This is a genomic window from Corynebacterium sp. KPL2680 (assembly GCF_040225675.1).
GTDB lineage: Bacteria > Actinomycetota > Actinomycetes > Mycobacteriales > Mycobacteriaceae > Corynebacterium > Corynebacterium rhinophilum.
Genome location: NZ_JBEHFM010000016.1, coordinates 17,735 through 37,554, shown reverse-complemented (window position 1 = coordinate 37,554; position 19,820 = coordinate 17,735). Strand labels below are relative to the sequence as shown.

The window sequence follows — 19,820 nt, the reverse complement described above, 5'->3', positions numbered from 1 at the left end:
ACCACCCGTACGTTTTTGTTCGGGGGCAATCCAGCCCCGATCGTGGCTTTGCTCACGTACACTTTGGCGCCGACTTGTGTCTACCTCTACTGTTAAGGCGGTCAGCTTCGCTTCCGTAACAAGGAGGACTTCGTGGCGTCCCAGCCCAAGCACCCCGTAGACATCGTTCCCCCCGCGCCGAAACTCGCCGCCCTTGGGCTGCAGCACGTCCTCGCGTTTTATGCCGGGGCGGTCATCGTCCCGCTGCTCATCGCCAGCTCGTTGAACCTGGATGCGGAAACGACCATCCACCTCATCAATGCCGACCTTTTAACCTGCGGTATTGCGACGATTATTCAGTCGGTGGGCATCGGCAAGCATATTGGCGTGCGCCTGCCCATCGTGCAGGGCGTGACCACGACGGCGGTATCGCCCATCATCGCGATTGGCCTCGGCGCCACCGATGGCGAGGGCGGGGTGGCTTCGCTGCCCACGATTTACGGCGCCATCATCGTCGCAGGCCTTTTTACCTTCTTCGCCGCGCCGGTCTTTGGCAAGGTGCTGCGTTTCTTCCCACCGGTGGTTACCGGTTCAGTGCTGCTGGTGATGGGTACTTCGCTGCTGGCGGTATCGGCCAATGACTTTGTCAATTATGCCGAGGGCGTGCCGGCCACGCGCGATTTGCTCTATGGCTTTGGCACGCTCGCGGTCATCATTTTGGTGCAGCGTTTTTCCTCCGGCTTCGTGGGTACGTTAGCGGTGCTCATCGGCTTGGTGCTGGGCACGGGCGTGGCGCTCGCGCTTGGCGATGCCTCCTTTAGCGAAGTCTCCTCCTCCCCCGCCCTCGGCATTACCACGCCGTTTTATTTCGGCATGCCGCAATTCGACCTCGTGGCGATTTTCTCGCTGATTATCGTCATGATCATCACCATGGTGGAAACGACCGGCGATGTGTTTGCCACCGGTGAAATCGTCAAAAAGCGCATCCGCCGCGATGACGTGGTGCGCGCCATCCGCGCCGATGGTGTTTCCACCCTGGTAGGCGGCGTGATGAATTCGTTCCCCTATACCTGCTTTGCGCAAAACGTTGGCCTGGTGCGCTTGACCAACGTGAAATCGCGCTGGGTGGCCGTGGCGGCTGCGGGGTTCATGATTGTGCTGGGCCTTTTGCCGAAGGCCGGCGCGGTCGTTGCCGCGATTCCGTCGCCGGTGCTCGGCGGCGCATCGCTAGCACTTTTTGCCAACGTGGCGTGGGTGGGCCTGCAGACTATCGCAAAATCGGATCTCAGCGATGGCCGCAACTCCGTCATCGTCACCTCCGCGCTGGGCCTGGCCATGCTGGTGACCTTCAAGCCGGAGGTAGCCAGTGCCTTCCCGGAGTGGGCGCAGACCTTCGTTTCTTCTGGCATGTCCATCGGCGCGATTACCGCAATCGTGCTCAACTTGTTGTTCTTCCACACCGGCAGCGCGAGCGCGCAGGTCTCGCGCGCCGATGGCAAGGGCGTGAGCCTTAACGAGCTTAATGAGGCCTCGCGTGAGGAGTTTACCGCCGCGCTGCGCCCGCTATTCAATAATGAAACCTGGCCGCTCGAGCTGGCCTGGCAGTCCCGGCCGTTTAGCGATGTCAACGAGCTGCGCGCCGCCGTCCAGGTCGCCGTGCTGACCGCGGATGCGGACCGGCGCGATGCGCTCATCCACGACTACCCGGCCATGGACGAGCTGCTACTGGCCTCGTCTGATGAGGCAGCGAATATTTCCGCTGACCGCGGATCGCTCGGGCTGAGCGAGCTCGACGACGTGCAAACCGAACGCATTACCGAGCTGTCCGCCGCCTACCGCGAGCGCTTTGGCATGCCGTTCGTCGCGTACCTCGATACCAATGACACGGTGGAGCGTGTGATCGACGCCGGCGTGCGGCGCCTCGCTAATTCCGATGCGCAGGAATACCGCATTGCGTTAAGTGAAATCGTCGAGATCGCCAATGACCGCTTCGATATCCTGCTTGCCGATGCCAACCCCGTCCGCTCCTCCTGGGACCGCAAGTTCACCGAGGTAGATTAGGATCCACAAAAGCACCGCAGTCCTTAGAACAAGTACTGCGGTGCTTTTCTTGTGCGCCCGGTGAGACTTGAACTCACACGTCATAAGACACTAGAACCTAAATCTAGCGCGTCTGCCAATTCCGCCACGGGCGCAAGCAACGTTGAATAGTGTACACGGCGCGTCGATAAACGAGAAACCAGGGTCATTCCGTATTGCGGCGGTGGATAGGTAGGGTGGGTGAAGTGAGTATGCAAGAGGAACAGAAGAAACGGCGCGTGAAGGTGCGGTGGTGGCACATCGCCCTCGTCATATTTTTCGTGGTGCTTTTCCTCTTCCTCGCCTATTGGCAGTGGACGCGCTTCCGCTCCGGCTCGGGCACCTTTCAAAACTTGGGCTACGCCTTTCAGTGGCCTCTATTTGCGGTATTCGTGGTCTATGCTTATCGCACCACCCTGCGCTATGAAAATGAGCGCCTTGCCGCAGAAAACGAAGCCCGGGAGATGGATTCGCTGCAGGCCTCAGAAAACGCCCCTGAAAATATCGGCGAAACCGCCAGCGCAGGATCTGATTCGCCCGATGGTTCTGAGGTGAGGGGCTCGGCAGCTAGCTCGGCGGAGAAAACCGCCATCGATGAGGATTTCTTGCCGCAGCGCCCGCAGCTGAATGTGGAAGAGTTTAATGCGTTGAATCAGCCTCGGCGCCGCCGCGGTTCCCCCGCAGAGGGTCGCGACGAGGGCCCAACAGATAAAAGGAGAAACTAAATCATGACAAACCAGGTACACCCAGACCGCAAGGCGCGCATCCGCGGCCCGCTGAAGTTCTTTTCCATCGCGGCCACGGTGACCGGTATCTTCCTGATCATCCTGGTCATCCGCATGTTCTTCCAGTACGTCTTGGGCGCGGAGATTCCGGAGTGGGCGACCTACATCGCCATCGTGCACGGCATCGCGTACATGGCCTACCTACTGTCCATCCTGATTTTGGGCCCGCGCGCGCTGTGGCCAGCCGGAAAGCTGATTACCACCGCGCTGGCCGGCGTGGTGCCTTTCCTCTCGTTCTGGATGGAGCACAAGCGCCGCAAGGAAATCGAGGAGCAATTCCAGCTCAACGCTTAATTAGCCGGCCAGCTCCGCGATGAACGGGGCCAGCTGGGAAAGGGCGCGGCCGCGGTGCGAGACCGCGTTCTTTTCTGCGGGCGACATTTCCGCCGCAGAACGCGACTCGCCCTCTGGCTGGAAGAGCGGGTCGTATCCAAAACCATTGGCACCGCGCGGCTCGCGCAGTAGCTGGCCTTCCCAGCGGCCCTCGGCCACGCGCTCGGTGCCCTCGGGGGTGACGAGGGCACACACGGAGACGAAGGCGGCGGCACGCCGTTCGTCCGGCACATCGATCATCTGCGCCAAGACCAGGTCATTATTGGCCTGGTCATTGCCATGTTCGCCTGACCAGCGGGCCGAGAGTACGCCTGGCATGCCGTTGAGCTCCTCGATGGCCAGCCCGGAATCATCCGCGATAGTCACCAGACCCGTGGCGGCGGCGCCGGCGCGGGCCTTGATGAGCGCGTTATCGGCAAAGGTGCGGCCATCTTCGACGGGCTCGGGGTAGGGTTCGACCTCGGAAAGCAGGCGCAGATCCACGCCCTCGATGCCCGCCTCGGACAAGATGCGATCGAGCTCGGCCAACTTCTTCGGATTACCGGAGGCGACGAGGATTACCATCCCAGCGCCGCTTTCTGCGCCGCGATGAGCTCGCTGCAGCCCTTCTGGGCCACATCTAGCATGCCGTTGAGCTGCTCGCGGCCGAAGAGGCCGTGCTCGCCGGTGCCCTGGATTTCTACGAAGTCGCCGGATTCCTGCATCACCACGTTGAGATCCACCTCGGCGCGGGAGTCTTCCTCATAGGGCAAATCCAGGCAGATTTCGCCGTCGATGATGCCCACGGAGACCGCAGCGATGGGATCGAGCAGCGGCTCGCCGGGGACAACACCTTCGGACTTGAGGTGGGCGATAGCATCGGCAAGCGCAACGTAGGCGCCCGTGATGGAGGCGGTGCGGGTGCCACCATCGGCCTGCAGCACATCACAGTCGAGCTGGATGGTGTTTTCTCCTAGCTGCTCCAAGTCCACAGCGGCGCGCAGGGAGCGGCCAACCAGGCGGGAAATCTCGTGGGTGCGGCCCTTCACCTTGCCACGCATGGATTCGCGCGGCATGCGGTCGTGGGTGGCGGATGGCAGCATGGCGTACTCGGCGGTCAGCCAACCCTCGCCGGAATCGCGCTTGAAACGCGGCACTCCGAGTTCGACGGAGGCGGTGCACATCACGCGGGTATTGCCAAATTCCACCAAGACGGATCCAGCCGGGTTGGTGGTGAAATTGCGGGTAATGCGGACGCTGCGCATTTGGTCGAGCGCGCGCCCATCGGCACGAGTAAATTCAGTCATGCCCTCCAGCGTAACTTAGAACTGCATGCCCGCAGTACCCAGCACGATCTCGCCGTCGAATTCCTCCCGCGCCGCCGCCACGGTGGCCTCCGCATCGCCCCAGGGCTGGATGTGAATTAACACCAGCGTACGAACGCCGGCTTCCCGCGCCGCGCGCCCCGCTTCCGCGCCCGACATGTGCATGCCAGGTGCCATACCCTCGGAGGAAGCACCCCAGGTGGCCTCGCAGAGGAAGAGATCGGCGCCCCGGGCGGCATCGACAAGCGCGGGCGTATAGGACGTATCGCCGGAATAGGTAATGGTCTTGCCGGTCTTCGCGTGCTCGATGCGCAGCGCATAGGCCTCTACCGGGTGATTAACGGGGAAGGGGGTGATAAAGACGTCATCGACAAGCTGGCGCTCCCCCGCCACCCACGGGCTAAACGCCAAGGTATCGGACATATCGTCGATCCCATCCACTTCGTCCGAAGACAGGCGGCCCAAGTGCGTCGGCGTGGCAGACGGGCCGAAGCAGAAGTTGCGCGAGGCAGCCGGAGCGATGGGATGGAAGCGGCGCCACACCATGAGGGAAGGAAAATCCGCACAGTGATCCGCGTGCAGGTGGCTAAAGGCCACGTGGGCATCGCACGGATCCTGCAGTTTAGCTAGCTGGCCCAGCGTGCCCGATCCCATATCCAGGATGATGGACGGTGCATTATCGAAGGACACGACATAGCCGGAGGCAGGATTGTCTGCGGTGGGTACGCTACCGGAGCAGCCTAGGATGGTCAGCTTCATGGAACCAATAGTTCCATGAATCCGGCCCAAATGCTGGTACCGCGCGCAAAAGGGGGAGGAATTTCGGCCGTCTTAGCCGATCTGCGGGCCCAAAAAGCGCGTGGCCAGCTGGGCGAAGACCTCAGGATCGCCGGTGGATTCGAAGGAATGGACCGGTTGGTTGCCCTCCGGGGCGAGCATGTCAGTTTCCGTAAGCAGGCGCATGACGTCCTTTGTGGTCTCCTCTGAGGAGGTCACCAGGGAAACGTTTTCGCCCATGGCGAGCTGGATAATTCCGGTAAGCAGCGGGTAGTGCGTACAACCCAGCACCAAGGTGTCCACACCTTGCGCCTGCAGGGGCGCGAGGTACCCCTCGGCGACGCCGAGGATCTGGCGGCCCGCGGTAATCCCGCGCTCGACAAAGGGCACGAAGTCCGGGCAGGCGGCGGCTACCGCCTCTACATTGGGGTTGAGCGCGAAAAGATCCTGGTAAGCGCCGGATTTGATGGTGCCCTCGGTGCCGATGACGCCGATTTTGCCATTGCGCGTGGTGGACATGGCGCGGCGCACGGCGGGGCGGATGACCTCCACGATGGGGATATCGTAGCGCTCGCGGGCATCGTGCAGGAATGCCGCGGTGGCGGTATTACAGGCGATGACTAGCATCTTGCAACCGCGTTCTACCAGCTTATCGGCGATGTCCTGGGAAAAAGCGCGCACCTGCGAGATGGGTCGCGGCCCGTAGGGGCCGTGGGCGGTATCGCCCATATATATAACGGATTCTTGCGGTAGCTGCTCCATCACCGCGCGGGCCACGGTCAGCCCGCCGACGCCCGAGTCAAAGATGCCGATGGGAGATGATGCGTTAGGCATTATTTCCTCCCTGCCTTTGCCGGATCATCGGAGGTGATGAACATGCCGGCCAGTACGCCGCCCAGGGCGCCGAAGAGGTGGCCTTGCCAGCTGATGCCCTCCGCGACGGGCAGCACGCCCCAAATCAATCCGGAATAGGAAAAACCCAGGATAATACCCAAGAGGATCTGCAGCAGGGAGCGATTGAATACGCCGCGCACCACGAGGTAGGCCAGCCAGCCATAAACCAGCCCGGACGCGCCGATATGCGAGGTTCCGGCCCCGCCCAGGAACCACGTGCCAAAGCCCGCTACCACGGTGGTGATCAAGGTGACCTCCCACCACACCCGGCGCCCAGACAAACCGATCAGGAAGCAAAACAGGGCGCCCGGCAGCGAGTTGGACATCAAGTGCTCCAGGTTGCCGTGCAGCAACGGCGCCGTGATAATGCCCCACAGGCCATCCACGTCGAGCGGGCGGATGCCGTAGTTAGAAAGCCCGCCGCCGAAGACGACGGCGTTAATCAGGTGGACCGACCACTCCACCGCCAGGAACCCCAGGGCCAGGGATAGGCCGGTGCTGACGCGGCCGCGGCCGCGGTTGGTCGTACTTGTCGGCGCCGGCTGATTACGCGAAGTTCCACCCATAGTCATAATGGGCAATATCTTAGCCGAGCAATTCGCGATACGCGCGAAGCCCCAGGCCAGGGCGTGCGGCGGTGACCGCGGTGACGATGGCTTCCTCCACCACATCGGCCGCCGCACCGCACAGCTGGACCATATCCACCTCACCCGGTTCCTGCGCCGTCGACAGGGCGAAAATGGTATCGCCATCCAGCGGTGAATGCGCGGGGCGAACGGCGCGCGCAATGCCATCGTGGGCCGTCATGGCGAGGCGTTGGACCTGGGCGGTGGTTACTGGGGCATCGGTAAGCACGGCGCCAATCGTCGTATTCAGCTTCGCCGCAGGGTGCGGCAGGTCGCGGTAGGTGTCCGCGTTAACCGGCGTGCGGCCCGGCGCGCCGTAGAGGCGGCCTGTGTGCGGGTCGATGACCTCGCCCACGGGATTGGCCACCATTGCGGCGCTGACCTCGTAGTTTCCCACTTTGCGGGTAGCCAGGCCGAAGCCGCCGCGCAGCTTACCCGCCGTGGCGCCGACGCCCGCGCCGACAGTGCCAACCGTCTCGTCGTGGCCGGCCATGGCCGCCCGCAGCGCCGCCGCGCCGTCTTCCGGTCCGGGGCGAGAGGGGCCCGCCAGCAGATCGAAAATCACCGCCGCAGGCACGATGGGCACGCGCGGGCCGGGCTTATCCTCGCCAAAGACGGGGAAACCGACCCCGTGCGCTTCCAATTCGCGCATGACGCCATCCGCAGCGGCCAGGCCAAAGGCGGACCCTCCCGCAAGCACGATGGCGTGGACGCGTTCCACGGTATTGTGCGGCTGCAACAGATCGGTCTCGCGCGTGCCTGGCCCGCCGCCACGCACATCCACGCTGGCTAGCGCACCCTTCGGCCCGCAGTACAGCACAGTGGCGCCGGTATCTTCGCCGGAAAAATGGCCGATGCTAATTCCGTCAATCATTAATCCATCAACACTTCCAGCAAGGAATCCTGGCAATAGGCCAGCCATTCCACCAAGGTATCGCGGTCCGTCATGAGGTTTTCGTCGGTCGCGTCCCCGGCCGCGACGTATAAGCGCAGGTCATTGAGCCCCGCCACGAAGGCCTGGGCTTCCTGCTCCGAAATGGAGACCTCTACCCCGCCGGTGGGGCCGAGCGCATTGCCGATGACCTGCAGGTTCCGCAGCTTGGCCCGCGCGATGTCATTTTCGTGCAGCGAGCGCAAAAGGGAGGCATCGCCGTCGTATTCCTCATCGCCGGGCTTTTGGAAGTCTGGGAATAACCGCGCCAAAGAGGGATCCTCTGGGGCTTCGGTATGGCCGGTGGGCATGTCCAGCATTTCCGCCAGCTCGTCTTTCGGCGCAGACTGGGCGCGGCCGATGATCGCCTCAGAGACAGTGGCGGTGAGGTTGCCAATGACCTCGCGCTCCATGGGCTCGAATACCGCCGTGATTTTGGGCCCGCGCATGAGCGATTTCTTCTTTTTCCACGGTTTCATCTATCTACCCTGCCTGTTGCATCGTCGCCCACAGACCCGCGATCTGGAGCTTTTTTACATCCGCCTCGACCTTGTCCTTCTCGCCGCTGGACACGGCGGCTTTACCTTCTGTGTGGACCTGCATCATCAGCTCGTTGGCCCGCTTTTTGTCGTAGCCCAAAACGGTTTGGAATACGTAGGACACGTAGCTCATCAGGTTGACGGGATCGTCCCAAACGATGCACATCCACGGCAGGTTCTCACTCGCGGCCACATCAACTTCGATTCCTTCATCCAAGTCGGGCGTGGCCATGGGAGAGCTCATACGGACTTCGGGGTGTTGCGGCTTCATGCCTTATAGCCTAATCATTTTTCGCTGGCATTTTGGGCATAGGGTCGCCCCGCAGCTCACCAAGGTGGTGGCTAGGTATGCTGAAAGCTTCTTAAGCTGTGAGTAGTATCAGGCTCATGAATGACATAGCACGCCCTATCGATCGCTCCACCGCCTTGCTCACGGATAAATACGAGCTCACCATGCTGCAAGCCGCGCTTCGCGATGGCACCGCCCACCGCAACGTGACCTGCGAGGTCTTTTCCCGCCGCCTGCCCAATGAGCGTCGCTACGGCGTCGTCGCCGGCACAGACCGCGTGCTGCGCGCCGTGGAAGATTTCCGCTTCTCCCCTGAGCAGCTAGAACAGATGGATTTCCTGGATGAAGATACCCGTCAGTACCTGCGCGACTGGCGCTTTTCCGGGCAGATCGATGGCTACCGCGAGGGCGAGCTGTACTTTCCCAACTCACCCATTTTGACGGTGCGCGGCACCTTTGGTGAGTGCGTGGTGCTAGAAACCATCGTGCTGTCCATCTTGAATGCCGATTCCGCCGTCGCCTCTGCCGCATCCCGCATGGTCACTGCCGCCGACGGCCGTCCCATTTTGGAGATGGGTAGCCGCCGCACCCACGAGTACGCCGCTGTGACCGCCGCTCGCGCCGCCTACCTCGCCGGTTTTACCGCCACCTCCAATTTGGAGGCAGGCTTCCGCTACGGCATCCCGGTATCTGGCACCGCCGCCCACGCCTGGACCTTGGCGCACACGAACCCGGATGGCACGAGCAATGAGGAGGCGGCCTTCCGCGCGCAAATCGATACCCTGGGCATCGATACCACCCTGCTGGTGGATACGTATGACATCACCAAGGGCGTCGAAACCGCGGTCAAGGTCGGCGGACCAGAGCTTGGCGGGGTGCGCATCGATTCCGGTGACCTAGGCGCGGTGACCCGCCGCGTGCGCAAGCAGCTCGATGAGCTGGGCAATCACAATACCAATATCGTGGTTTCCTCCGATTTGGATGAGTTCGCCATCGCGGGCCTGCGCGGTGATCCCGTTGATGTCTACGGCGTAGGTACCTCCGTGGTCACCGGCTCAGGTGCCCCAACCGCGGGCATGGTCTACAAGGTCGTTGAGGTTGACGGCGTGCCGGTGGCCAAGCGCTCGTCGTCCAAGCAATCGGTGGGCGGGGCAAAGCGCGCGCTGCGCACCTACCGGTCTTCCGGCGTGGCGGTCGAGGAAGTCGTCTACCCCTTTGCCGCAGACGCGCCGGATACAGGCCAGCTCACCACCCGCGAATTGACCATTCCCTTGATGCGCGATGGGCACATCGTGGAGGACCTGCCGGATTTGGAGGCCTCTCGCACCTACTTGGACGAGGCCCGCAAGACCCTGCCGTGGGAGGGACTGGCGCTTTCGCGCGATGACGCCGCCGTGCCCACGCGAATGGTGGGCTTTAAGGACTAGGTCGCTAGACTGTGTGGGGTGAGTGACCCCGCAGATGAGCCCCTAAACCACGACACGGAAACGCTGCTAAGCGCGGCGGTGGACGCGCTCGGCGGCTCCCGCCGCGAGGGCCAGGTTCGCATGGCCAACGCGGTATCTAAGGCCTTAGAAAAGGAGCGCCACCTCGCCGTCCAGGCGGGCACGGGTACGGGTAAATCCCTGGCCTACCTGGTTCCGGCCATCCGGCATGCGATGAACTCGGGTTCCACCGTCGTCGTCTCCACGGCCACGCTGGCGCTGCAGCGCCAGTTGGTGGAGCGCGACCTCCCGCGGCTAACGGAGGCGCTAGCCGATGTCATGGAGCGCACCCCCACCTTCGCCATCATGAAGGGCCGCAATAATTACGTATGCCTGAATAAGATTGCGGCTACCCCGGATGACCCGGAGGCTCTTATCGATGAATCCGATATCTCCTACCGCGGCAAGGCCGTGCGCCGCATCCACGACTGGGCGCAGGAGACCGAGACCGGCGACAGGGACGATTTAGAGCCCGGCGTTCCGGATCTGGTGTGGCGGGCGGTATCGGTGACCTCAAATGAATGCTTGGGAGCCGGGCGCTGCCCGCATGGTGCGGATTGCTTCGCCGAAGAGGCCCGCAGGGCTGCTGCCGATGTCGATATCATCGTCACCAACCACGCCATGCTCGCCATCGATGCCATCTCTGAGGCCAGTATCCTGCCCGAACATGATGTGGCGATCATCGATGAGGCACACGAGCTCGATGGGCGCATTACCTCCGTTTCCACCGCGGAGATTACCTCCCGCGCCATTAAAATGGCGGCGAACCGCGCAAAGTCACTGGGCAATGCCGGAAACCTAGCGGAGTTGGCCGATGAATTCGATGATCTGCTGCGCGTCCAGGAGCCCGGCCGGTGGACGGATTTGGATGAGACCTCCCAGGCGCACTTGCGCGCGCTTGCCGATGAGTTCTTGCGCGTTAAATCCCTCATCTCCCGCGCCCCAGAAGGCGAGGCCAACGATGACCCCGAAAAGAACGCCGAGCGCCAAAATTTAAGTAATCACCTCACGGACTTGGCCGAGGCGATCCGGCGGATCCTGGAAGTCTTCGCCACCGACGACCCCGCCGCGCAAGACGATGTGGTGTGGCTGGAAGGCACCGATACCCTCGCCGTCGCGCCGCTGTCTATCGCGCATATGCTGCGCGAGAACCTATTTGGGGAACAAACGGTGGTGCTTACCTCGGCCACGCTGGCGCTGGGCGGGCGTTTCGACGCCATGGCGGCACAATGGGGCCTGCCGTCCGGTACGTATGACACGCTCGATGCAGGAACGCCCTTTGACCCGGCGAAGGCCGGCATCTTGTATACCGCGAAACACCTCCCCGCGCCGGGGCGGGATGGCCTGTCCTCCGAAACCTTGGAAGAAATATACGAGCTCATCATGGCCGCCGGCGGGCGCACGCTGGGGTTATTCTCCTCGCGCCGGGCGGCGGAAGAGGCCGCGGAGGCCCTGGCGCCGCGTTTGCCGTTTGACCTGTATGTGCAGGGCGAAGACGCCATCGGCACGCTGGTAGATAAGTTCTCCACGAAGGAGAACTCCTGTCTCTTTGGCACCTTGACGCTTTGGCAAGGCGTGGATGTGCCGGGGCCATCGTGCTCGCTAGTCCTCATTGACCGCATCCCCTTTCCGCGGCCCGATAACCCACTGCTGCAGGCCCGCTCCCAGGCAGCCGACGCCGCCGGGCGCTCCGGGTTCATGGAGGTCTCCGCCAATCACGCGGCGCTCCTCATGGCGCAGGGATCCGGGCGGCTATTGCGCCACGTAACGGACCGCGGGGTCGTCGCCGTGCTGGATAACCGACTGGAATACAAGCGCTACGGCGCATTCCTCAAGGCCTCGATGCCGCGGTTCTGGCAAACCACGAACCCGGAAACGGTACGCGGTGCCCTTAAGCGATTGGTCGCCGCAGCGCACACACGGTAGCCGAATCCGGGGCGATCTCAGTAAACCCGGCATCGATGATGACTACCGCGTCCTCCTGCGCGCAGGCGGTGCGAAAAGTCTCTGCGTCCACCTCGCAGACAGAGAGCGGAAAACCTTCTGCCGCCCAAGCCGCAGCCTCCTCTTGGCTCATGGCGGCGGCGAGCATCATCGAGCCGTGGCCCACTTGGGCGGCGGCCTTGCCCGCGGTCATGGCGAGGCTGCGGTCGACGTAGATAATGGGGGCATCGGCAAGCGGAGGCCCTGACTCGTCCATCGCGAGGTCGGTGTGGCCGATCTGCAGCTTGCTAATGAGCGGGTCCACCTCCCCCACCGCTGAAGGTGCAAAGGCACGCGCGCGGTCATCCACGGTGACACCAGGCAGCAGCTGCACATCGCGCCACGCCTTATTGCGCGCCCGGCGGGCGATCTTGCGGATGCGGTGGCCGTACCACTGCGCGAGCGCCGCGGCGAAGGCACCGTCCTCGCCGGCGCGGTCATCTAGACAAGCGGCCACCACGGCGCGGGCTGCCGCAGTAAGCACCTCGCTGCGCGCCGGGGGATCCTGCTTGGGGAGGTGGAGGGCTATCTGCATCGCCTGCACGGTAGACGGATCCGCGGGGTCCTCGTGGGAATCCCGAGCGGTACAGGCGGCAACGAGGCGTTGGTGCGCTATCTCGAACTTAGACATTGGCAATTCCCAACATCGGTAGGACGGCGTCGAGGCGGCGCGGTGTGATGCAGGCATCGGCGGCCTCGCGCAGCGCCGGCTTCGCATCAAAAGCGACGCCCAGCCCGGCGGCGGTGACCATGGCGATGTCATTGGCGCCATCGCCTACCGCGACTGTGGACTCCATCCCGATTCCGGAATCCGCGGCGAATTCGCGAAGGAAGTCTTCCTTGGCCTGGCGGTCGACCACCTTCCCAATGACCTTGCCGGTCAACTTACCATCGCGGATTTCCAAGGTATTGGCCCGCACGTAGTCGAGCTGGAGGTCTGTGGCTAGGCCCTCGAGAACTTGAATAAAGCCACCCGAAACCACGGCGGTGCGGTGGCCCAGACGGTGGAGGGTTCCGATCGCTTCCTTAGCGCCGGGTGTCAGCTCGATATCGCGGGCGACCTCATCGATAATCGAAACGTCTAGGCCTTCCAGCACCGCGACGCGCTCGCGCAGGGACTCCTCAAAGTCCAATTCGCCGCGCATGGCTCGCTCGGTTACGGCGGCCACTTCTGCTTCCTTGCCTGCGTGGGCGGCGAGCATCTCGATGACCTCCCCTTCAATCAGGGTCGAATCGCAGTCGAAGCACACCAAGCGCTTGCCGCGATTGCCTAGGCCCTCGAGGGAGATATCTATACCGCGTTCAGCGGCAATCTCCCGCAGAGCCCGCCGCGCCGCGGCGGCATCTTCTAGTGCCACGGTAAGTTCCACGGCGAAAAGGGAATCCAGCGCTATCCGGCGCATGCGGACCGTCTCCCCATTCACGGCGCTCTGCACCGCGCTAATATCCCCCGCGTTTATCTCCTCACCAATAATGGCAACAGCATAGCTTTGTGCAATAGACACCTCATGCTCGAACGGCGCCATGGCCTCGCGCACGCGATCCCCTAGTGCTGCGGTATCGGTGCTGGACAGATCGCACTGCGCGGTGAGGGCGAGGTGGTTGGAGGCGGTGGCGAGGTGGACATCGGCAAGCGGGACGGGAAAATCAGCCAACGCAGTAAAGAAAGCGGCGGCCGCTCCGGGAGCGTCTGGTCCGAGACTAGTAATGGTCGTGGTGTCAGCTTGAGTATTCACAACGACCATTATCCCACACGCGCCAAAGCCGCCCTCCCTACCTCTAAGAGGCTGGGGAAGGCGGCTGTAGTCAGGAGTTAAAGTGCGGCCTTAGTGCTTGCCCACGTGAGCTTCCTCGCGCATGCGCTCAACCATGTGCGGGTAGTGCAGCTCGAATGCCGGACGCTCGGAACGGATGCGTGGCAAGGAGGTGAAGTTGTGGCCCGGAGGCGGGCAGGAGGTTGCCCACTCCAGAGAGTTGCCGTAGCCCCATGGGTCATCCACGGTAACGACCTCACCGTAGCGCCAGGACTTGAAGACGTTCCAGACCAGCGGGATAACGGAAGCGCCGAGGACGAAGGAGAAGATGGTGGAAATCTGGTTGAAGACCGCGAAGCCATCGGACTCCAGGTAGTCGGCGTAGCGACGCGGCATACCCATGTTGCCGACCCAGTGCTGAATCAGGAAGGTGCCGTGGAAGCCGATGAAGGTCAGCCAGAAGTGAATCTTGCCCAAGCGCTCGTCCAGCATGCGGCCGGTCATCTTCGGGAACCAGAAGTACAGGCCACCGAAGGCGGAGAACACAACCGTACCGAACAGGGTGTAGTGGAAGTGCGCAATCAGGAAGTAGGACTCAGCCAAGTGGAAGTCCAGCGCCGGAGAAGCGAGCATAACACCGGTCATACCACCGAAAAGGAAGGTAGCCATGAAGCCCATGACCCAAATCATCGGGGTATCCCAGGTGATGTGGCCCTTCCACATGGTGCCGACCCAGTTGAAGAACTTCACACCGGTAGGCACCGCAATAAGGAACGTCATGAACGAGAAGAACGGCAGCAGGATGGCGCCGGTGACGAACAGGTGGTGTGCCCACACGGCCATGGACAGCGAGCCGATGGCCAGAATGGCGAAGACCAAGCCGATGTAGCCGAAGACCGGCTTGCGGGAGAAGACCGGAACGATTTCGGAGACAACGCCGAAGAACGGCAGTGCGAGGACGTAGACCTCAGGGTGGCCGAAGAACCAAAACAGGTGCTGCCACAGGATGGCACCGCCGTTAGCTGAATCGTAGATGTGGCCGCCCAGCTTGCGGTCATACAGCACGCCCAAGGCGGCTGCGGTCAGCAGCGGGAAGATCATCAGCACGATGGCGGAGGCGGTGAAGATGCCCCAGCAGAAGACCGGCATGCGGAACATGGTCATGCCCGGTGCGCGCAGGGTCAAGATGGTGGTGATCATGTTGATGGCGGAGGCAATGGTACCGACACCGGTAGCGCCCACACCGACGATCCACATATCGGCGCCGATGCCGGGGGTGTGTACGCCATCGGCAAGCGGCATGTACATGGTCCAGCCGAAGTCAGCCGCACCACCAGGAGTGATAAAGCCCAGCAGCATGACGACACCGCCGAGCAGGGTTACCCAGAAACCAAAGGAGTTCAGACGTGGGAAGGCCACGTCCGGCGCGCCGATCTGCAGAGGCAGGATGTAGTTACCAAAGCCCCAAACAACTGGCGTAGCGAACAGCAGCAGCATCACGGTGCCGTGCATAGTGAACAGCTGGTTGAACTGCTCATTGGACAGGAACTGCAGACCCGGGGTGAAAAGCTCCGCACGGATCAGCAATGCCATAAAGCCACCAAGGAAGAAGAAGCTGAAGGCCATGATCAAGTACATGATGCCGAGCTGCTTGTGGTCGGTGGTGGTTAAAAATACCCAAGCCTTTGAACCGGTCTTTTCCCTACCGGTTGGCTCTGGACGTGTGGGAGCGACGTAATCGTCGACCCGTGGCGCCACAGCGGTCATAGAATCCTCCTGAATAACAAAGTGTCAGCGGACTGGGTCCACCTACACCTAGGTTTACTTCGATTATATTAGGACATTTTCCCCCGTTCTTGCCAGCTTCTCTTAATGGTCCTCCAGCTTGGGGGTATTCCCTCAATAACCACAACCGTCACATACCCCCTGCACGTGGGGCGGGCACGATTTAAGGTTTAAATTCTTTAGGGCAGGCAGGGGTGTCATATGTCACAACGCCTGCGAGATGTGCAGGTCAAAAACCGAAAAACGCACCCCCGCTCGTTATCAACCTTTCGGTTGAGTCCGAAGCGAAGGTGCGCGGGGACTAAGAACGGCTAGAAGTCCCAGTCATCGTCCGTGGTGTCCTCGGCCTTGCCAATGACATAGGACGAACCCGAGCCCGAGAAGAAGTCGTGGTTCTCGTCGGCGTTGGGAGAAAGAGAGGACAGGATAGCCGGCGAGACGCGGGTCTCATCGGCTGGGAAGAGGCCCTCAAAGCCCAAGTTATTCAGGGCCTTATTGGCGTTATAGCGCAAGAAGCGCTTGACGTCTTCGGTCCAGCCCAGCTCGTCGTAGAGGTCCTCGGTGTAGTCGATCTCGTTGTCATAGAGCTCAAAGGCCAGATCAAAGGTGTAGTCCTTCAATTCTTCCTGGCGCTTTTCATCCAGCTTCTTGTATTCCTGCTGGAACTTATAGCCAATGTAATACCCGTGCACGGCCTCATCGCGGATGATCAGGCGGATGATATCGGCAGTATTGGTCAGCTTCGCCCGGGAAGAGAAGTACATCGGCAGATAGAAGCCGGAGTAGAACAAGAAGGACTCCAGCAGCGTAGAGGCCACCTTCTTCTTCAACGGATCATCACCGTTGTAGTAGGCCAAGATGATCTTCGCCTTCTTCTGCAGGTTCTCGTTTTCCTCGGACCAGCGGAAGGCATCATTGATCATCGGGGTGGAAGCCAAGGTCATAAAGATATTGGAATAGGACTTGGCGTGCACCGACTCCATGAAGGCGATATTGGTATACACCGCCTCCTCGTGCAGGGTCTGCGAATCCGGAAGCAGGGAGATCGCACCGACCGTGCCCTGGATGGTATCCAGCAACGTCAGGCCAGTAAAGACCCGCATGGTGGTTTCTTTTTCCTTTTCCGTCAGCGTCTTCCAGCTGGGGAGATCATTAGAGACTGGGACCTTTTCCGGGAGCCAGAAGTTACCGGTCAACCGCTCCCATACCTCGAGGTCTTTGTCATCGGGGATGGTATTCCAGTTGATAGCTTTTACCGGGCTGTCATGACTAGCAACGTAGTCATCGTATTCGTGCGACACGCGATGTCACTCCAATGCTTCACTGTGTAGAATTTCGAGTCCCAGCATACCCAATGCCAACCCGCATCATCCCGCCGCACCGCACCTATAATAAAAGCGCAGTACACAGCCAGGAAAGGACGCCCGCGCCATGGCAGAAACCACTCCCCTTTTAGGCCCTGTAGTAGACCAGCTGGGCACGGATATCGTCAGCGGGGAAATGGCGGAGGGCACGCGGTTTCGCCTTGGGGACATCGAAAAGCGCTTTGGCATCTCCCGCACCGTAGCGCGCGAGGCCATGCGTACCCTCGAGCATCTGGGGATGGTTTCCTCCGGGCGCCGAGTGGGGCTCAAGGTGCTGCCGCGCAGCAGTTGGGCGGTCTATGATCCCGCCGTTATTTCGTGGCGGCTGGCGCACGATAAGACGCGCGCGGAACAGGTGGCGCGACTCAACGAGCTGCGCCTTGGTATCGAGCCGGTGGCGGCGCAGCTTGCCGCGCGCAATGCCAGCCCACAGCAGCGCCGCGAATTGCTGCGACTGGCGGGCCGGCTCAGCGAGCTCGAGACCACCCCTTCCCCCCGGGTAGGCGAAGAACTCGAAACCGACCTGCAATTTCATACCCTTATCTTGGAGGCCTCCGGCAATGAGATGATCGCGGCGCTGGCACCGGCGTTGCTGACTATCTTGAAGGGCAAATCCGTTTTTGGCTCCCGCAAACGGGATCCAATTCGCGGCACCACTCAGCTACATATGGATTTAGCGCGGGAGATTGACGCCGGCGAGGCCGAAGCCGCCGAGCGCACCTCCCGCGCTATCCTGGACCGCGCCCGCGCTTAGAGCATGCAGGAAACGCAGCCCTCGATCTCGGTGCCTTCCAGCGCCATCTGGCGCACGCGGATGTAGTACAAGGTCTTAATGCCCTTGCGCCAAGCGTAAATCTGCGCCTTATTCACATCGCGGGTGGTAGCGGTGTCCTTGAAGAACAGCGTCAGCGATAGCCCCTGGTCCACGTACTTGGTGGCCTCAGCATAGGTATCAACGATCTTCTCGTAACCAATTTCGTACGAGTCCTTGAAGTACTCCAAGTTGTCGTTATCCATATGCGCAGCCGGGTAGTATACGCGGCCGATCTTGCCTTCCTTGCGGATTTCAATCTTGGAGGCAATCGGGTGAATGGACGAGGTGGAATTGTTGATATAGGAAATCGAGCCCGTCGGCGGCACCGCCTGCAGGTTGCGGTTGTAGAGGCCGTGCTTGGCAACGTCCTCCTTCAACTCCGCCCAGTCCTCTGCGGTGGGAGTGTAGATGGAGGAGGCATCGAAAAGAGCCTTGACCTTCTCCGTGCGCGGCTGGAACTCCGCCGGATCGTAGGAGTCAAAGAACTCGCCACTGGCGTAATCGGATTCGGGGAACTCGGTAAAGGTCGTGCCGCGCTCGCGGGCAATCTTATTGGAGGCGCGCAGGGCTGCGTACATGATGGCGGCGAAGTAGGCGTTGGTGAAGTCCAACCCCTCCTCGGATCCGTACTCGATGTTCTCGCGACCCAAGTAACCGTGCAGGTTCATCTGGCCCAAGCCGATGGCGTGTGAGTCATCGTTGCCCTTGCGCACGGATGGAACGGAATCGATGGAGGTCTTATCCGCCACCGAGGTCAGCCCCCGAATCGCGGTCTCCACCGTTTGGGAGAAGTCCGGCGAGTCCATGGTCATGGCGATATTCAGCGAACCCAGGTTGCAGGAAATATCGTTGCCCACCTGGTCATAAGAAAGATCCGCGTTGAGCTCGGAAGCGGAGTTGACCTGCAATATCTCCGAGCACAGGTTGGACATATTGATGCGGGAGGTCTTGACCGGGTTGGCGCGGTTTACCGTATCTTCATACATGATGTACGGGTAGCCGGACTCGAACTGCAGCTCCGCCACGGTTTGGAAGAAGTGGCGCGCGTTGATCTTCTTCTTCCGGATGCGCGGATCCTCCACCATTTCTTCGTAATGCTCGGTAACGGAGATATCGCCGAAGGCCTTGCCGTAGACGCGCTCGACGTCGTACGGCGAGAACAGGTACATGTCGTCGTTGTTCTTGGCCAGCTCGAAGGTGATATCCGGGATCACCACGCCCAAGGACAGGGTCTTAATGCGGATCTTTTCATCCGCGTTCTCGCGCTTGGTGTCGAGGAAGTTCATGATGTCCGGGTGGTGGGCGTTGAGGTACACCGCGCCCGCACCCTGGCGCGCACCGAGCTGGTTAGCGTAGGAGAATGCATCCTCCAGCATCTTCATCACAGGGATGACGCCAGAAGACTGGTTCTCAATGTGCTTAATCGGCGCGCCGGATTCGCGGATATTGGACAGCAGCAGGGCCACGCCGCCGCCGCGCTTGGACAGTTGCAGCGCGGAGTTGATGGAACGACCGATGGATTCCATATTGTCTTCGATGCGGAGCAGGAAGCAGGAAACCAATTCGCCGCGCTGCTGCTTGCCGGCATTCAGGAAGGTTGGCGTAGCCGGCTGGAAGCGGCCGGTCATGATCTCATCGACGAGGCGCTCTGCCAGCTCACCATCGCCATCACCAAGGAAAAGCGCCGTCATGGAGACGCGGTCCTCAAAGCGCTCCAGGTACCGGCGGCCGTCGAAGGTCTTCAGCGTATAGCTGGTGTAGTACTTATAGGCGCCAAGGAAGGACTTGAAGCGGAACTTATAAGAGTAGGCGCGCTTGAATAGGGACTTGATGAACTCGAAGTCATAAGCCTCAATGACCGCTGGGTCATAGTACTTATTGCGCACCAGGTAATCGATCTTCTCTTCCAAGTCGTGGAAGTAGACCGTGTTCTGATTAACGTGCTGCAAGAAGAACTGATTGGCGGCCTCGCGGTCCTTATCAAATTGAATCTTGCCGTCTCCGTCGTAGAGATTCAGCATTGCGTTGAGCGCGTGGTAATCCAGCTGCTCTTCCTGCGATACTGGCTCTGCTACGGTCTTTCCCAATTGCGTACTCACA

Annotated in this window: 19 protein-coding genes and 1 tRNA gene; 6 read left to right on the top strand and 14 right to left on the bottom strand. The window is 61.2% G+C overall.

The window, feature by feature from the left end:
* The first annotated feature begins 132 nt into the window (after nucleotides 1–132).
* Nucleotides 133–2,040, top strand: coding sequence for a solute carrier family 23 protein (locus tag ABRP66_RS08800; protein WP_284771054.1), 1,908 nt, complete (start codon nucleotides 133–135; stop codon nucleotides 2,038–2,040).
* Between the two features lie 52 nt (nucleotides 2,041–2,092).
* Here ABRP66_RS08800 and ABRP66_RS08795 read toward each other — a convergent pair.
* Nucleotides 2,093–2,174 (bottom strand) — tRNA-Leu (locus ABRP66_RS08795).
* 96 nt (nucleotides 2,175–2,270) lie between these two features.
* Between ABRP66_RS08795 and ABRP66_RS08790 the strand changes: the two genes are divergently transcribed.
* Nucleotides 2,271–2,783, top strand: a complete 513-nt coding sequence (locus tag ABRP66_RS08790; RefSeq protein ID WP_284783362.1) for an MreC domain-containing protein — start codon at nucleotides 2,271–2,273, stop codon at nucleotides 2,781–2,783.
* Nucleotides 2,784–2,786: 3 nt separating this feature from the next.
* On the top strand, nucleotides 2,787–3,137 hold the full coding sequence (locus ABRP66_RS08785) for a DUF3817 domain-containing protein (RefSeq protein ID WP_284783350.1): 351 nt from the start codon (nucleotides 2,787–2,789) through the stop codon (nucleotides 3,135–3,137).
* On the opposite strand, the gene rdgB is transcribed toward ABRP66_RS08785, so the two are convergent.
* From rdgB to clpS, 8 genes are all read right to left on the bottom strand, one after another.
* On the bottom strand, nucleotides 3,138–3,740 hold the full coding sequence (gene rdgB, locus ABRP66_RS08780) for an RdgB/HAM1 family non-canonical purine NTP pyrophosphatase (RefSeq protein ID WP_284864796.1): 603 nt from the start codon (nucleotides 3,738–3,740) through the stop codon (nucleotides 3,138–3,140). It abuts the gene before it with no gap.
* Nucleotides 3,734–4,462, bottom strand: a complete 729-nt coding sequence (gene rph, locus ABRP66_RS08775; RefSeq protein WP_237801525.1) for a ribonuclease PH — start codon at nucleotides 4,460–4,462, stop codon at nucleotides 3,734–3,736. Before rph ends, rdgB begins: the two co-directional genes overlap by 7 nt.
* A gap of 15 nt (nucleotides 4,463–4,477) precedes the next feature.
* Complete coding sequence (locus ABRP66_RS08770; RefSeq protein WP_349836060.1) at nucleotides 4,478–5,239, bottom strand: MBL fold metallo-hydrolase; 762 nt, start codon at nucleotides 5,237–5,239, stop codon at nucleotides 4,478–4,480.
* Nucleotides 5,240–5,311: 72 nt separating this feature from the next.
* On the bottom strand, nucleotides 5,312–6,091 hold the full coding sequence (gene murI / locus ABRP66_RS08765) for a glutamate racemase (protein ID WP_284852508.1): 780 nt from the start codon (nucleotides 6,089–6,091) through the stop codon (nucleotides 5,312–5,314).
* The gene (locus ABRP66_RS08760; protein WP_284852507.1) at nucleotides 6,091–6,723 is read right to left on the bottom strand and encodes a rhomboid family intramembrane serine protease; all 633 of its coding nucleotides are present in this window, start codon (nucleotides 6,721–6,723) and stop codon (nucleotides 6,091–6,093) included. The genes murI and ABRP66_RS08760 overlap by 1 nt, the downstream gene beginning before the upstream one ends.
* A 13-nt stretch (nucleotides 6,724–6,736) precedes the next feature.
* Nucleotides 6,737–7,651, bottom strand: a complete 915-nt coding sequence (locus ABRP66_RS08755) for a P1 family peptidase (RefSeq protein WP_284852506.1) — start codon at nucleotides 7,649–7,651, stop codon at nucleotides 6,737–6,739.
* Nucleotides 7,651–8,187, bottom strand: coding sequence for a DUF2017 domain-containing protein (locus ABRP66_RS08750; RefSeq protein WP_284783340.1), 537 nt, complete (start codon nucleotides 8,185–8,187; stop codon nucleotides 7,651–7,653). The genes ABRP66_RS08755 and ABRP66_RS08750 overlap by 1 nt, the downstream gene beginning before the upstream one ends.
* Before the next feature lie 4 nt (nucleotides 8,188–8,191).
* The gene (clpS, locus tag ABRP66_RS08745) at nucleotides 8,192–8,491 is read right to left on the bottom strand and encodes an ATP-dependent Clp protease adapter ClpS (RefSeq protein ID WP_034654354.1); all 300 of its coding nucleotides are present in this window, start codon (nucleotides 8,489–8,491) and stop codon (nucleotides 8,192–8,194) included.
* Nucleotides 8,492–8,634: 143 nt separating this feature from the next.
* Between clpS and ABRP66_RS08740 the strand changes: the two genes are divergently transcribed.
* Entirely contained in the window at nucleotides 8,635–9,963 is a 1,329-nt protein-coding gene (locus tag ABRP66_RS08740; RefSeq protein WP_284783339.1) for a nicotinate phosphoribosyltransferase, read from the top strand.
* Between the two features lie 18 nt (nucleotides 9,964–9,981).
* Nucleotides 9,982–11,946 (top strand): ATP-dependent DNA helicase, encoded by a 1,965-nt coding sequence (locus tag ABRP66_RS08735; RefSeq protein ID WP_284785549.1) that lies wholly within the window; start codon nucleotides 9,982–9,984, stop codon nucleotides 11,944–11,946.
* On the opposite strand, the gene ABRP66_RS08730 is transcribed toward ABRP66_RS08735, so the two are convergent.
* The 4 genes from ABRP66_RS08730 to nrdF form a co-directional block, all read right to left on the bottom strand.
* Complete coding sequence (locus tag ABRP66_RS08730) at nucleotides 11,912–12,634, bottom strand: peptidyl-tRNA hydrolase (RefSeq protein ID WP_349838580.1); 723 nt, start codon at nucleotides 12,632–12,634, stop codon at nucleotides 11,912–11,914. The two genes, ABRP66_RS08735 and ABRP66_RS08730, sit on opposite strands and share 35 nt — an antisense overlap.
* Nucleotides 12,627–13,748, bottom strand: a complete 1,122-nt coding sequence (gene serB / locus ABRP66_RS08725; protein ID WP_349838579.1) for a phosphoserine phosphatase SerB — start codon at nucleotides 13,746–13,748, stop codon at nucleotides 12,627–12,629. The genes ABRP66_RS08730 and serB overlap by 8 nt, the downstream gene beginning before the upstream one ends.
* An 81-nt stretch (nucleotides 13,749–13,829) precedes the next feature.
* Entirely contained in the window at nucleotides 13,830–15,524 is a 1,695-nt protein-coding gene (gene ctaD, locus ABRP66_RS08720; RefSeq protein WP_349838578.1) for an aa3-type cytochrome oxidase subunit I, read from the bottom strand.
* Nucleotides 15,525–15,853: 329 nt separating this feature from the next.
* Nucleotides 15,854–16,843 carry a class 1b ribonucleoside-diphosphate reductase subunit beta gene (gene nrdF, locus ABRP66_RS08715; protein WP_239269910.1) on the bottom strand — a complete coding sequence of 330 codons (990 nt, stop codon included), beginning with the start codon at nucleotides 16,841–16,843 and terminating at the stop codon, nucleotides 15,854–15,856.
* 130 nt (nucleotides 16,844–16,973) lie between these two features.
* Here nrdF and ABRP66_RS08710 point away from each other — a divergent pair, with 130 nt between their 5' ends.
* Nucleotides 16,974–17,660, top strand: coding sequence for a FadR/GntR family transcriptional regulator (locus tag ABRP66_RS08710; protein ID WP_284771046.1), 687 nt, complete (start codon nucleotides 16,974–16,976; stop codon nucleotides 17,658–17,660).
* Here the strand turns inward: ABRP66_RS08710 and nrdE are convergent.
* On the bottom strand, nucleotides 17,657–19,819 hold the full coding sequence (gene nrdE / locus ABRP66_RS08705; RefSeq protein ID WP_284771045.1) for a class 1b ribonucleoside-diphosphate reductase subunit alpha: 2,163 nt from the start codon (nucleotides 19,817–19,819) through the stop codon (nucleotides 17,657–17,659). The two genes, ABRP66_RS08710 and nrdE, sit on opposite strands and share 4 nt — an antisense overlap.
* Nucleotide 19,820 lies beyond the last annotated feature (1 nt).